Consider the following 13,700-nt stretch of genomic DNA (forward strand, 5'->3'; position numbering starts at 1 on the left):
TTTTATCACACAGTTCTTTTTCCTTTCTTATTCCCATTCTTTGTTGCCCATTAATAGGTAGTGAAAATCCACGTTTTATTGCCTTAGTCGGTCTAAGGAACTTGAGTGTAAGTCGGGTGCTGTGGAAAACCTCCCTTTCCAAGGGAAACACTTTAGCCAGGGTGCTATATGAGTTAGCTCTCCCTTCCCCTAGGGTCGAGGAAGCTCACTAGCCGCCAGCGGAAAGCGCAGGGTACTTCTACAGCGCCTAACTCCGCCTCAATACCTATAGGAAGTTAGAAGGACGCATTCAAACTATGTCGCGGCTTACATTTATAGCGCAAAAGTGACCAGTTTTCATAGAATAACAATACATTATTTCCTTCTTCTGTGAAAAAAGGTATAGGTTTTCACCGTACGTAAAAGAGACGAAAAAAATGGGGTCGGAGTAGGGAGACTAACTACAATTAGCAGCTAATTAATAATTCATATCCTTGCAAACTATGGGCCAAGTGTTATTAAATAATAAATGAAGTACTTATCTACTTTCTGCTTAATAAAGGAGGAATCGCGATGGCTTTTGTTATCACTAGTCCTTGTAAAGACGAAAAGGCGGCAGAATGTCTTACTGTCTGCCCGGTTGATTGTATAGAAGAAGGCCCGGATCAATTTTTTATCGACCCGGATATTTGCATCGATTGTGGTGCCTGTAAAGCGGTATGCCCAGTTAATGCAATCGAGGAAGAGTATGATCTGACACCGGAACAGGAAGTCGATCTTGAAAGGGCAGAAGCGTTTTTTGCCAATCGATAGCATACAAGCTGAAGGCAGGTTCTTCCACGGAGGACCTGCCTTTTTGCGTATTGAAAAGGAGGAGAATCATGGATTACATATCTTATTTGCGTTCGATGGTCGGACATGAAAAAGTGATCATGGTCGTGGCAGGGGTTTTCGTTTTTGATGACCAGGATCGTCTGCTGCTTCATTTACGATCCGATAATGAAACATGGGGACTTCCTGGCGGCTATATGGAGATGGGAGAAACGGTTTCCGATACGGCAAGAAGAGAAGTGTCCGAGGAGACTGGCCTCCGTCTAGGTGATTTGGAATTATTCAGTATCTATTCTGGACCGGGCAAAGAAAAAACACTTGGGAACGGTGACCAGGTCGCCATGGTGCAGATTTGGTTTACTTGCAGGGAATACAGTGGCGAGTTAATTCAGGAAAATGAAGAGTCGTTAGACGCCAGGTTTTTTCCGCTTGATGAACTGCCCGATCAATTATTTGACAGCCACGTCCCGATTATTGCCGATTATACTAACGGTAAACAGCGGCCGATCGTTGACTGACTAGACTCTCCCTTTGAAAAACGAGACAGGGACAAAAGCATGCAACCTATAGAGCGGCTGGCTGAGACAAAAGTATCGTGGTCAACCCAAAAACCGAACGAATTGGAATCGTTCGGTTTTGGGTTAAAAAATTAAACCGTTCTACTATTCACTTATCTAAAGAGTAGCTCTCCACTCCGGCAAGGTACTTCGCTTTCCGCGGGCACGGCTTCAGCTAACTTGGTAAAGAAAAGCACTTTACCAAGTGGATCTTCAGCTTGCGCTCATCCCGCAGGAGTCTATGTACCTTGCCTCCGTTCACGCGGAATTATTCGCAAACGAGCGATGCTCCACCCCTAGCCGATTTCTTTTTTTCTGCTACTATTATAGGAAGAAAGCTAAAAACCGTATGGAATGGTGGTACTTCTTTTTAATTTTTTGGTGCCGGTTCGCAAGTTCTAATTTCTACATAAAAAACATTCCGTGCTGAGTTTTGTCTTCATCACTGTTTAGAAACCCTAACAGTAAATAAAATAATGCGGTTGTATTTATGTTGTCTTGAGATTATATAAAAAATCAGACCTCCGATAACGTAGCGGAGGCAAGATGCGGAGACTCCAACGGGAACAGCACGAGCTGAAAATCCCGCAAGAAAGCGGTTGGTGTTCTGAGGAAGTTGAGCCGTGCCGGTGGAAAGCGTAGTATCTTAACTTAGCGATACAGCACTTTCAAACAAGAGAGTCTATCTAAGGAACATACCCAAAAACCGAGCGATTCTACTAGAGCATGTAGAAATTCGCTCGGTTTTTGCTGTGGTGGCCTGCTTTTGTCCCGGCCACTTTATTCTTGGTCATGAAGCCGTTCCGGTTCCATTGATGCATTCTCTTATTGGTTAACCTGCCGGGATGTGGAAAAAGGCTGCTTTTGCTCTGCTTCTTTATCCAAATAGGCAGCATATTTTTTCGTCCAATTCCGGAGTGCAAGGAAGTAAAGTGCAGCCGTCACGACTGCTAATGCTCCTATCGTGTACCAGAAACTTCCTGATACGACGGCGTCTGGGTAAGCGAGGCCGATAGGTGAAAAAACCACATATACTGCACACATCAGTGCGAGCAGTAAAATCGTGACGGGTAAAGCATACTTCCATGGCACCAGGCTGACTTTAGGATCCTTTTTAAAAACGTAAGCCTCTCCCCTGGGTTTGGTGAACCGGAAAGCAAGGATGATGCCGACCTCGATGACGAACAAGATTCCATAAACATGGATATAGTTAATATCCAGTGAGAATCCAAACAAATGATCCGTCCCCCAAATCATTAAATAATAAGCAATCACATGAAAAACAATGACAACCTTCGGTGCGACAGCAGGCGTGTATTTAGATAGAACTGCCGCTAACAGAATAGTCACGATCGGAATGTTGAAAAAGCCGGTAAACTGCCGAATTAAATCCCACAGCCCATTCGGTGCATACATGAGCAGCGGTGAAATGAAAAATGTAATAAAGGCAATGATCGTTCCGAATAGTTTACTGATTTTAATTAGTTTTTCATCACTGACTTCCTTTTTGACGCGAGGCTTGTACACATCAAAGGCAAACATGGTGGCGGCACTGTTCAAGAGGGAGTTATAAGAGCTAAGCACAGCGCCCAGCAAAACAGCCAGAAAAAATCCCGATAGATAAGTAGGAAGAACGTTGGAGATTAGCGTCGGATAGGCAAGATCGACATTGCGCAAGTTTTCCCCATACAGATGAAAGGCAATAATCCCCGGAATCATCATGAATAAGGGTACCATCAGCTTGTAAAAGCCCGAATACAGTACCCCTTTTTGTCCTTCTTTCAAGCTTTTGGCTCCCAGCGTTCGCTGAATGACATATTGATTGGATGCCCAGTAGAACAGGTTGGCGATAATTAAGCCGGTAAAAATACTTCCAAAGGGAACCGAGTCGTCCGGTCCGCCGATTGCATTCAATTTTTCTGCATTATTTACCGTGATTTCCTTCATGCCGCTAAGCATATCCCCATCTCCCAAGGCGAAAAAGCCTAGGACAGGAACCAGGATACCGACAATCAACAAACCAATGCCGTTCAAGGTGTCCGATACCGCAACAGCTTTTAAACCTCCGAAAATAGCATAAGCCGCTCCGATCACGCCAACAACCCACACGACCAGCCAGACAGACTGTACATAAGAAATGCCCAGTAGATCCGGTACATTGAACAGACGCAGTACCGCTAAAGCGCCAGAATACAGCATCGAAGGAATGGTCACAAATACATAACCGAACATAAATAAGACAACAATATAGAGTCGAACCGTCTTATCGAATCGTCGGCTTAAAAATTCGGGGAGTGTTGTCACGGATCCCCCTAAGTATTTAGGCAGTAAATAAAGTGCCATTATTACCACTGCAATCGGGGCAGTGACCTCCCAAGCCATATTCGACAGATTGGCGCGATAAGCTTGTCCGTTCAAACCGACCAGCTGTTCAGCAGAAAGATTGGTCAGTAGCAAAGAGCCGGCTATAAATCCACCGGAAAGTCCGCGGCCGGCAAGGAAGTAACCGGCTGAATCATTAACTTGATTTTTGGTTTGCCGGTAAGCAATCCAGGCTACTATACCCATAAAAAAGATACACGATAATAATGTAAACCACAGATTGGAATAATTCAAGGCAACCCGCTCCCATTGTTTGTAAGTTTGTTTTGGTGTGACCTTCCCCTTTTTTGACTTTCTTCAAACAACCAATTAAGTAAAACGACGAGCGGACGGTGTTTACATTGCAGGGGGAAGGATATATAGGAAGTAACTGATCACAGCTGAAGAAGGAGGCTATTAGATGGAAAACAAAAGCTTGCAAGGCAAGACAGCCATTGTGACAGGTGCGGGCTCGGGAATCGGCCGTGCTTCTGCATTGCGGCTGGCGCAATCAGGTGCCAAGGTGGGACTAGTCGATATCAAGGAAGAAAATGCAGCAGAAGTGAAGCAGGCAATCGGAGATGCAGGGGGAGAGGCCATCATTATCGAAGCGGATGTTTCTGAACCTATCCAGGTAGAACAAAGTGTCAAAAAAGTGCTTGATACGTGGGGACAGTTGGATTTTGTTTTTGCCAATGCAGGCGTCAATGGACATTTGGCCCCGATTGAGGACTTGCCTGTAGAAGAATGGGACCAAACGTTGACCAATAATTTAAAAAGTACATTTTTAACCGTCAAGTATGCAATACCGGCAATGAAAAGCAGGGGTGGAAGTATCGTGATAACGAGTTCCATCAATGGAAACCGTACGTTTTCCGGCATCGGTATGTCTGCATACAGTTCCTCCAAAGCAGGACAAATGGCGTTCGGAAAAATGGCAGCATTGGAATTGGCAGAATATCGCATACGAGTCAATATCATTTGCCCCGGAGCAATCGAAACCAATATCAGGGAAAACACCCATAAGGATCAGGAAAACTTGAAAAAAGTCAAAATCCCGGTTGAATTCCCGGAGGGTAATCAACCGTTGGAGCATGGTGCAGGAAAACCTGAACAGGTAGCTGATTTAATCCGGTTTCTCGCCTCTGACGAATCCTCCCATATTTCCGGGACGGAGCTGTATATCGATGGGACGGAATCCCTGCTTCGCTAGGAAAATATCCATTGTTTGACAGAGATCCTTTCATCCTTTATAATTTATCTTGAAATCGAGATAATTTTAAAATCCAATTAGAAGAGGGATGCATATGGAACTAAAAGGACTCCATCATGTTTCAGCGATAACGGCAAATGCGAAAAACAATTATGGTTTTTATACACAGGTTATGGGAATGAGGCTGGTCAAAAAGTCAGTGAACCAGGACGATACCAGTATGTATCATCTGTTCTATGCCGATGAGGCGGGCAATCCGGGTACGGACCTTACCTTTTTTGAAATTCCGCGGGCGGGTCATACTTATCCCGGTAACAACAGTATTTCGCTTACATCTTTGCGGGTGAAAAATGATGAGGCATTAGTTTATTGGAAAGACCGTTTCAACAAATATCAAGTTGTTTATGAAGAGATTATCGAGCAATTCGGAAGAAACGTATTGTATTTCCGCGACCCGGAGGATCAGCGGCTTGCGTTGGTATCGGATGAGACCAATCAAGGTGTAGCCGGGGGAACTCCCTGGGAGCAAAGTCCGGTACCGCAGGAGCAGGGCATTATCGGCCTTGGACCTTCCAAGCTGACAGTTCCGCAGGCGGAACGTACCGTACAAGTGCTGACAAACATTCTTGGTTTCCGCAAGGTGGGAAGTTATGCCTCGAAAGGTGGCAGTGCGATTCAGGTGTTTGCTACCGGCAAAGGCGGCACCGGGGCAGAGATTCACGTCGAGGAACAGGAAGGGCTGTCAAAAGAACGCCCAGGACGAGGCAGTGTCCATCATGTCGCGTTTCGCGTCGAGGATGAAGCGGAACTTGCTCAATGGGCGGAAAAGATAAACCAAGCGAGATTTCCTAATTCCGGTCTGGTTGATCGTTTCTACTTCAAGTCGCTCTATTTCCGGGAGCCGAATGGGATTTTGTTCGAACTGGCTACCGACGGTCCTGGTTTTGCAACAGACGAGGACATCGATCATCTTGGTGAAACGGTCGCATTGCCGCCGTTTCTGGAGGGAAAGCGCCCAGAGATCGAAGCGAGACTGGAACCATTGGATACGAATCAGAATGGATAAAAAAACAGCAGGGGAACCTCTCCTGCTGTTTTTGTGGAAAAAATAGGTATTCCCCTTAAATAAGGAACGGATTTACTATGGTAAAGTATTGGATAGAAGGTGTCGTAACTTTAGATTGTGAAGACAGAATTTCTTTAAAAAAGGTCAGAAATGAATGTTGACTTTAAAAATCTGCAAACCTACCGTCAGAAATTGTGGAGCATATTGAATAAATATATAGCTACACCAGTCTGTCTTATATGAATTAAATCACCTTGGCCTTGATAATCCAAGTAACCCACTGCTTCCCTAGGGTATCCCTCTTGAAGCATCGTACACAAGAAGGAGTAATGCAGAAGGAACTTCCATTTTGCGGGAGGAAGAAAAATGGCAGAAAAAACCAAATACTCCCCTGGGGAAAGGGAAGTATTTGGTCCATCTTACTCTGCAGGTTCAAGGTCTTCAATCGAATCGATATCCATATACGACGGAACTACGAGACCAATCTTGGCACCTGTTAGGTTTTCTCCTAAATCTTCAAATTCTCCTTCATGCTTTTCATAGAAAGCGCCATGTGTTGCTGGCATCCATGGAGCAAGGGAAGCATCTGCGTCTCCTGCTGCAATTGCCTCAAAAACAACAGATGGATCGACTGGGGTAAGGGTCACATCGTATCCTTGTTGTTCTAATACAATTTTCGCCACATTGGCTGAAGAACGCTCGGTATCCCAAGGGGTAAGAACCAATTCTATCGACTCTCCATCGACAGGCTCGACTCCTTTCGTCCATTCATCCACCATGTCTTGGTTGTCATCCACCCATTTTTGTGCAGCTTCTTCAAACTCCATTTCCTGGGCATCAAGCATAACCGATTCCATGTCCTCCGGCTCCCAGTGGATGTTGTCCAAAATTGTATAAGCCTCTGGCATATCATCTTTTAAACCTTTTCTTGCAATAGTGATAATATTTTCTACATCGCCATAAACACCGTTTGGATCTTCTAAGTACTTCAAATCCCATTTGGCAAACATATAGTGAGGGGACCATCCTGTTACGACAATTGGTTCCTCTTTGTCAATAGCGTCTCCTAAGGCTGTCAGCATGGCAGCTGTGGAGGATTTTTCGTGCTCCCAACCCGCAAGATTCTCATACTCGTCTAATGCATTATCTGTTGCTTGAGCGATGCCGGCACCTGGTTCAATACCAGTAATGGTATGTTCTACCTCTTCGCTAATATTTGCAGAGCTGTCCGACTGATCATCTCCGCCGCTATCCTCTTCTTGTTGTCCACATCCAGCTGCGACAAGCGCCAAAGACAGACCAGCAACAACCCCTATTTTTTTCCATTTAAAATGAAACATCTTATCAAACACTCCTTTAATTTGCCTAATGCTACCTGCTTCGTCTTCTATGTAGCATTACTATTCCTCAATTAACGTCTACAAATACTATATCTTTTTTGTGGAAGAATACTCAAACGTCAAAATTAATGATTTTGTTTGAATTGTTTGTACAGTTTAAACTTTATAAAACCTGAAAGCGGTCTTCTATTCATATCCTTTCATTTTCTCCAGTTTCCACCATTATCTCTAATTTGATTTTATTCAAAAGTGAATTAATGGCTGTGAATCGATGCTATTACGGTATGGAAAGGCATATCAGGTTCTGCCCTTTTTCGGCCTCGGCATAGTTGCGGGCGCCAATCCTCACTCTGGCCCCTAGTCCGGCAAGGTGAAGGGCAATGGCTTTTCTCTGGCCCCGATTGGCACCTGTAATCAGAACGACGTGATTTGTTAAATCTGGCATCTACTCACTCCTTAAAGCTCATTCGTCCAAAATACATATATAAACATACAAGGCTGGCTATCCTTTTTAAAGCAAAACCCTTCCTGCGGACAATACATTATTCAGCCTATCATAGCTCTCTGTTCCTTCCCTTTTATACTTATCATTATGTTTTTGGCCACCTTCTCTTAGAGCCTTAGTCAACGAAGCAATCATCTCCCAATGTTTAGTCGGCTGGCGTTAGGGTTCTGTTTGCTGGTGGAAGCACTGGTTTGGCTGGCAAGTAGGTATGTATGATCGGAGAACGAAGTGGAGAATTGTTGGGTAGAAAAGTTTTGGATGGATAAGAAAACCGGATTATTATTACAATACGGAATATATGCTTCCAACGGGGGCGGAAAGGATTCTCTTTATGATAACTTTTGTGTCAGCTTTAGGTACGAGGTCTTGGTTGAGGGTAAACTAATAAGCGCATAAAATCAGGTCTGCCCCATACCAGCCACAGTGATTACTGTTAAAAGGAATAATAGAGCAGCCAGGCATAGCAGGAACGCGATTAATGCAATGATCTTTTTCTCGGATTTTTTAAAAAAGGCGATGATGGAAAATATTATTCCAATCGATGCATTTATCGGAATGCCAAATTGCATTATCTCTGGGTTCCTGTATGTATAAATGAAAACACATGCCATTATTCCAAAAGCTAAAGAAACGAAACTTACCCAAGAGTACCTTTTCATGTAATCATCCTCTTCCTATTCGGGTTATTTATTATTGCAACATAAATAATTAAATGCGTAAATATGGAACGTATCCCCTTTTTAATTTTGGGTTTTCACATCATTGGATTTGCTAATGAACCAAAAACCGGTATTCTGGAAAAGGGCGAAGATATATAATGGAGGGAAACAGATGACATTTCAGGCAAAAGCGGTAATTCTCGACATGGATGGAACCATGCTTGATCAAGAAAACCAAGTGAGCGATACATTAGCAGATATTATCAAGACAATCCGTCAAAATGGCAGGCTGGTATTCATTGCCACCGGCAGGACCCTAAAGGAAGTAAAGGATCCCCTTCCTTCTGATTTGGAGGTGGATGGAATTGTTTGTGCCAATGGCATGGTGGTCTACATAAACGGGAAGCAAATTGTAAAACATTCCTTGGATGAAATTTTAGTCAAGGAGTTGGTAGCTAAGGCGCAAGAGGAGAAAATATATTATGAAGTACACCCAATAGAGGGAAAGGGGGCAGCCTTGACCCAGGATAAGGTCTTTTTCGCGGAAGAGATTCAGGATCCAAAGCCGGAATCCGTCAAAGAGGATGAGTGGCTTTCCCGAAAGATGGCCATCCAGGAAGATATTGAATGGACGGACAATCTACCGGTGGACGATGCCGCCAAGATTTATTTCTTCAGCAGGGACAAGCAGCGGATGACTTTCTGGAAACAGACATTGGACCAGCTGAAGCAAAAGCATGACTTTAGTGCTTTTGCTTCCTCTGATCATAATGTAGAAGTGATGGAAAAAAACGTCTCCAAAGCGACAGGTGTCCAATATTTGTTGGAGCATTATGCGTTGAACAATGAAGACATCATGATGATCGGTGACAGCGAGAACGACCTGCCATTGATGAAAATAGCCGGGTATGCAGTCGCGATGAAGAACGCGGCGGAATTAGTAAAACAGCAAGTGGATGAAATAACAACGTACAGTCACAAAGAAGATGGGTTATACCGATTTTTACAAGAAACATTTTTTAACTAAAAGAGACTGGACAAAATCATCGTGTTCAAAATAAAAACCGAACGATTCGTTCGGTTTTTTTGTTTACAAAAAGTAAACCGTTCTACCCTTCTCATATGAATCGTGCGACGCTCCACTCCAGCAAGGCACTTCGATTTCCCCGGGCATGGCTGCAGGTAACTTGGCAAAGGTGTTATGAGGGTGAACGGAATTCCGCTCCTGGGACAAGGAATTACTATGAAACTGTTCTCTATCAACCCATGAAGCAATGTAGAAACTGTCATCTAATATTTATAAACAATCGGAGTGAGTAATCAAGTTAAAGCAGAACCTTATTCTAGCTTCTTTACCGTCTCACCTTGGATTAACACAGGTTGATAATAGTTTTCGTTTACTAAATCCTTTTTTCCCTTTAGTTTCTTTATGACCCAGTCAGCTGCGTCTCTTCCCATTTGTTCTTGCGGATGAGTTAATGTGGTCAAATTGATATTTGCATTTTTGGCAATATAAGAATTATCCTGGCCAATAATGGATAATTCCTCCGGAACGGAGATATTTAGTTGTCTGCACACATTAGCGACTTCTAATCCAACTTCATCATTGTAACAGACAATTGCAGTTATCATGCCTCTGTTTTTGTTAAGAAAATCCTTCACCCTTGAATATAGTTCTAACTTTGTCTCTGTTTCGAACTGTAACATATGATCTGGACGAAATTGTAATTTGGCTTCACCGAGAGCTTTTAAATACCCTTTCATCCGATGCTTCCCTTGCAAGTCATCCACCTTTGAAATAAGACCAATCTTTTTGTGTCCTTTTGAAATTAATTCTTTTGTAGCTAGATAGCTGGACTGTATATCATCAAGACAAAAGAAAGGGACGTCTAATTCTTGATAATAAGCATTAATCATAATAAAGGGTATATCCTGCTCTTTAAACGACAGGTAGTAAGCAATATTAGGATTGTAAAGGTTACTTTTTGTAGGTTCCACAATCATGCCATCTACACCGAATGCCATCATCGTTTCCAGTGCCTTTTTTTCCTGTGCGACGTCATTATTTGTGCTCGCTAATAATAAAGAATAATTATCCTTATTCAATCTTTCTTCAATACCCCTAATGATTGAAGGGAAAATGTAATCAGAAATGTAGGTCGTGATAACACCGATTGTTTTATTATTGCTTTTCCCATTCGTTTTTGATTGATATAGGTTACTAACATAGGTGCCAGATCCTCTCTCACTCCTTAAATACCCCTCGCTGACCAATGCTAAAATCGCCTTTCGAACAGTTTGGCGGCTAACTTTATACGTTTCTTGCATACTCGATTCTGTTGGGATTTGTTCCCCTACGCGATAATTCCCTGAAATAATTTTACTTTTTATATCATCAATGATGATTTGATATTTAAGTTTCATTTTCGTCACTACTTTCCTAGTTGTTTATAGTAAAATGGATCCGTTTAAAATAGTTATCCGTATTTATTTTCCTTTTAGTTGGGATAAAACGATAGACACAGCCTTTATTTAAAATAGATTCATCTTCCGGTCTGTTTCTTTGTTCTGTTGTAATAGTTTTCAGTATACCATTTATAGAATAAGTCTTTAAGTTTTTAATGATTTGTAAGTATAAATATTTTGATATATTGACTTTTGTACGTACAAAAAATATAATTAAAGTGATTAGAATAGGTTAAAGGTAAACGTTTCAATAGGAGCAATGCTATGTATCGTTTTGAAATAAATACAAAATAATTTATTCCTGAATCATAAAACAAAGAAGGCAAAGTAAACGTGTCTCTAATAGTTAGCCTGTGAAATCACGCCCGGAGAGGAGATTAACATGAAAGCGGACCGAGCAAGTATTAATCAAGCGATTACTAAGGGAGAAACTTCCCTTGGAATCGAATTCGGATCAACACGGATTAAGGCAGTTCTAATTAATAATTGTTTTGAAACGATTGCTTCAGGAAGTTACGATTGGGAAAATCGTTTGGAAGATGGATATTGGACATACAGTTTAGTAGACATTGTTACAGGTCTGCAAACAGCTTATGAGGAAATGAGGCAGGAAGTTGAAAGGAATTATGGAATCACCATACGAACAATTGGTTCTATAGGGATTTCAGGCATGATGCATGGGTACATGGCTTTTGACAAAACCGGTGAGCTTCTTGTTCCATTTCGAACTTGGCGTAACGCAACCACTGGTGTCGCAGCAAAAGAATTAACTGACAAATTTCAATTCAATATTCCTGAGCGTTGGACGATTGCTCATCTTTATCAAGCGATGTTAAACGAAGAGAAACATTTACCGCGTTTGGACTACGTTACCACTTTGGCAGGCTACATACATTGGTTATTGACAGGTAACAAAGCAATTGGCGTGGGGGATGCTTCGGGTATATTTCCTATTGACGAATCCACAAAAGACTACGATCAAAAGATGGTAAAGCAGTTTGATGATTTAATATCAGCAAAAGAGTATTCCTGGAAACTGAGAGATATTTTCCCTAAAGTCTATCTTTCTGGTGAACAAGCCGGGGAATTAACTGAAATTGGGGCGAAAATTCTGGATAGATCCCGGAATTTACAACCAGGCATCTCACTTTGTCCCCCAGAAGGCGATGCTGGTACGGGAATGGTTGCTACGAATAGTGTGAGGAAACGTACCGGGAATGTTTCAGTAGGAACCTCAGTGTTCGCCATGATTGTATTAGAGAAAGATATTTCAAAGGTCTATCCGGAAATCGATCTAGTAACAACACCAAACGGCAGTCCGGTAGCAATGGTACATGCTAATAATTGCTCCAGTGATATCAATGCTTGGCTAGGATTATTCCGTGAATTTTCAGAGGCAATGGGTTACGAGGTCGACCATAATAAATTATTTGAAGTAATGTTCAATAAAGCGCTGGAGGCCGAACGAGATGGTGGTGGTTTGCTTAGTTATGGATACTTGTCGGGTGAAAACATCACCGGATTAGAAAATGGCCGGCCATTATTTGTTCGATCCCCTGAGAGTAACTTCAATCTAGCGAATTTCATGCGCACACACCTTTTTACCGCTTTTGGTGCGTTGAAAATAGGAATGGATATTTTGAGAAAGCAAGAAAGCGTTGTCATTGACAGTATTTTGGCTCATGGTGGCTTGTTTAAAACGCCTGTAGTCGGTCAAAAAATTGTGGCCGCTGCAATGAATACTCCGGTTTCCGTCATGAACACGGCAGGAGAGGGCGGTGCCTGGGGAATTGCCATTCTAGCCTCTTATATGATGGTGAAGGATCAAAAAGAAAATCTGGAGGAGTTCCTTGACAATAAGGTTTTCAAAGATGCCGGTGGACAAGAAATTTATCCTGACAGCTTAGATGTTCAAGGGTTTGAAATATTTATTGAGCGGTACCAGAAAGGATTGGCGATTGAGCAGGCTGCAGTCGACAATTTGATTCTATGAGCGAAGAATTGGAGGGATTGCCATGTTAGAACAACTAAAAAAAGAAGTATATCAAGCCAATTTGGACCTGCCTAAGCATGGACTTGTGAAATATACTTGGGGAAATGCAAGTGCCGTCGATCGTGAGAGTGGTTTATTTGTTATTAAACCGAGTGGTGTAGGTTATGAATCAATGAAAGCTAGTGATATGGTGGTTGTCGATTTAGAGGGCAATGTTGTGGAAGGTGATTTAAATCCTTCTTCAGATACGCAGACCCACGCAGTGCTTTATAAGCATTACGATAAAATTGGCGGCATCTCGCACACCCACTCAACCTGGGCGACCATTTGGGCTCAGGCCGGCCTTGATATTCCTGCAATGGGAACGACTCACGCAGACACATTTTATGGTTCTGTACCATGTGCACGTTTTCTGACACAAGAGGAGATAGACCGGGGCTATGAATCGGAAACTGGTAAAGTGATTATAGAAACATTTGAAAAGCGCGGATTAGATATTGAAGCCGTTCCGGGTGTTTTATTAAAGGGGCACGCACCATTTACCTGGGGAAAGGATGCAAAAACGGCAGTAATGAACAGTGTGGTATTAGATGAAGTTGCGAAAATGAATTTATTTGCACGTGAATTAAATCACTTTGCTGAAGAATTACCGCAAAGCATCTTAGATAAACACTACTTAAGAAAACATGGAAAAAATGCTTATTATGGACAACATTAGTGGGAACCAGTT

12 protein-coding genes are annotated in these 13,700 nt (G+C 42.4%); 7 read left to right on the plus strand and 5 right to left on the minus strand.

All coding sequences use genetic code 11. From position 1 onward, the window contains the following. Window positions 1-552: 552 nt before the first annotated feature. Together BLR82_RS12045 and BLR82_RS12050 are read left to right on the plus strand one after the other, a co-directional pair. Window positions 553-792, plus strand: coding sequence for a ferredoxin family protein (locus BLR82_RS12045; protein WP_026568729.1), 240 nt, complete (start codon window positions 553-555; stop codon window positions 790-792). 68 nt (window positions 793-860) lie between these two features. Beyond that, a complete protein-coding gene (locus BLR82_RS12050; RefSeq protein WP_074599670.1) occupies window positions 861-1,328 on the plus strand; it encodes an NUDIX hydrolase in 468 nt (155 codons plus the stop codon). A gap of 864 nt (window positions 1,329-2,192) precedes the next feature. Here the strand turns inward: BLR82_RS12050 and BLR82_RS12055 are convergent. Continuing rightward, window positions 2,193-3,935 carry a solute:sodium symporter family transporter gene (locus BLR82_RS12055; protein WP_083334867.1) on the minus strand — a complete coding sequence of 581 codons (1,743 nt, stop codon included), beginning with the start codon at window positions 3,933-3,935 and terminating at the stop codon, window positions 2,193-2,195. A gap of 214 nt (window positions 3,936-4,149) precedes the next feature. Here BLR82_RS12055 and BLR82_RS12060 point away from each other — a divergent pair, with 214 nt between their 5' ends. Both BLR82_RS12060 and BLR82_RS12065 read left to right on the plus strand, forming a co-directional pair. Next, window positions 4,150-4,941 carry an SDR family oxidoreductase gene (locus tag BLR82_RS12060; protein WP_074599674.1) on the plus strand — a complete coding sequence of 264 codons (792 nt, stop codon included), beginning with the start codon at window positions 4,150-4,152 and terminating at the stop codon, window positions 4,939-4,941. A gap of 94 nt (window positions 4,942-5,035) precedes the next feature. Next, the gene (locus BLR82_RS12065; protein ID WP_074599676.1) at window positions 5,036-6,007 is read left to right on the plus strand and encodes a ring-cleaving dioxygenase; all 972 of its coding nucleotides are present in this window, start codon (window positions 5,036-5,038) and stop codon (window positions 6,005-6,007) included. A 419-nt stretch (window positions 6,008-6,426) separates the two neighbouring features. Here BLR82_RS12065 and BLR82_RS12075 read toward each other — a convergent pair whose 3' ends face one another. The 3 genes from BLR82_RS12075 to BLR82_RS21060 form a co-directional block, all read right to left on the minus strand. Further along, window positions 6,427-7,347: a glycine betaine ABC transporter substrate-binding protein gene (locus BLR82_RS12075; protein ID WP_074599681.1), complete on the minus strand. Its 921-nt coding sequence runs from the start codon at window positions 7,345-7,347 to the stop codon at window positions 6,427-6,429. 277 nt (window positions 7,348-7,624) lie between these two features. Further along, window positions 7,625-7,792: a hypothetical protein gene (locus BLR82_RS12080; RefSeq protein ID WP_175486800.1), complete on the minus strand. Its 168-nt coding sequence runs from the start codon at window positions 7,790-7,792 to the stop codon at window positions 7,625-7,627. Between the two features lie 458 nt (window positions 7,793-8,250). After that, window positions 8,251-8,511: a hypothetical protein gene (locus tag BLR82_RS21060; RefSeq protein WP_074599683.1), complete on the minus strand. Its 261-nt coding sequence runs from the start codon at window positions 8,509-8,511 to the stop codon at window positions 8,251-8,253. A 172-nt stretch (window positions 8,512-8,683) separates the two neighbouring features. On the opposite strand from BLR82_RS21060, the gene BLR82_RS12090 reads away from it, so the two are divergent. Then, window positions 8,684-9,538: a Cof-type HAD-IIB family hydrolase gene (locus tag BLR82_RS12090; RefSeq protein ID WP_074599685.1), complete on the plus strand. Its 855-nt coding sequence runs from the start codon at window positions 8,684-8,686 to the stop codon at window positions 9,536-9,538. Between the two features lie 311 nt (window positions 9,539-9,849). On the opposite strand, the gene BLR82_RS12095 is transcribed toward BLR82_RS12090, so the two are convergent. Further along, a complete protein-coding gene (locus BLR82_RS12095) occupies window positions 9,850-10,935 on the minus strand; it encodes a GntR family transcriptional regulator (RefSeq protein ID WP_074599687.1) in 1,086 nt (361 codons plus the stop codon). Between the two features lie 424 nt (window positions 10,936-11,359). Here BLR82_RS12095 and BLR82_RS12100 point away from each other — a divergent pair, with 424 nt between their 5' ends. Beyond that, on the plus strand, window positions 11,360-12,970 hold the full coding sequence (locus tag BLR82_RS12100; protein WP_074599689.1) for a xylulokinase: 1,611 nt from the start codon (window positions 11,360-11,362) through the stop codon (window positions 12,968-12,970). Window positions 12,971-12,992: 22 nt separating this feature from the next. Continuing rightward, window positions 12,993-13,688, plus strand: a complete 696-nt coding sequence (locus BLR82_RS12105; RefSeq protein ID WP_074599691.1) for an L-ribulose-5-phosphate 4-epimerase — start codon at window positions 12,993-12,995, stop codon at window positions 13,686-13,688. The last annotated feature ends 12 nt before the right edge of the window (window positions 13,689-13,700 follow it).

Source organism: Sediminibacillus halophilus, from assembly GCF_900103695.1.
Taxonomy (GTDB): domain Bacteria; phylum Bacillota; class Bacilli; order Bacillales; family Amphibacillaceae; genus Sediminibacillus; species Sediminibacillus halophilus.

Excerpts from the sequence above, each read along its gene's own strand:
- BLR82_RS12045 (WP_026568729.1), top strand. The coding sequence starts at position 553 with ATGGCTTTTGTTATCACTAGTCCTTGTAAAGACGAAAAGGCGGCAGAA.
- BLR82_RS12050 (WP_074599670.1), top strand. The coding sequence starts at position 861 with ATGGATTACATATCTTATTTGCGTTCGATGGTCGGACATGAAAAAGTG.
- BLR82_RS12055 (WP_083334867.1), bottom strand. The coding sequence starts at position 3,935 with ATGGGTATAGTAGCCTGGATTGCTTACCGGCAAACCAAAAATCAAGTT.
- BLR82_RS12060 (WP_074599674.1), top strand. The coding sequence starts at position 4,150 with ATGGAAAACAAAAGCTTGCAAGGCAAGACAGCCATTGTGACAGGTGCG.
- BLR82_RS12065 (WP_074599676.1), top strand. The coding sequence starts at position 5,036 with ATGGAACTAAAAGGACTCCATCATGTTTCAGCGATAACGGCAAATGCG.
- BLR82_RS12075 (WP_074599681.1), bottom strand. The coding sequence starts at position 7,347 with ATGTTTCATTTTAAATGGAAAAAAATAGGGGTTGTTGCTGGTCTGTCT.
- BLR82_RS12080 (WP_175486800.1), bottom strand. The coding sequence starts at position 7,792 with ATGCCAGATTTAACAAATCACGTCGTTCTGATTACAGGTGCCAATCGG.
- BLR82_RS21060 (WP_074599683.1), bottom strand. The coding sequence starts at position 8,511 with ATGAAAAGGTACTCTTGGGTAAGTTTCGTTTCTTTAGCTTTTGGAATA.
- BLR82_RS12090 (WP_074599685.1), top strand. The coding sequence starts at position 8,684 with ATGACATTTCAGGCAAAAGCGGTAATTCTCGACATGGATGGAACCATG.
- BLR82_RS12095 (WP_074599687.1), bottom strand. The coding sequence starts at position 10,935 with ATGAAACTTAAATATCAAATCATCATTGATGATATAAAAAGTAAAATT.
- BLR82_RS12100 (WP_074599689.1), top strand. The coding sequence starts at position 11,360 with ATGAAAGCGGACCGAGCAAGTATTAATCAAGCGATTACTAAGGGAGAA.
- BLR82_RS12105 (WP_074599691.1), top strand. The coding sequence starts at position 12,993 with ATGTTAGAACAACTAAAAAAAGAAGTATATCAAGCCAATTTGGACCTG.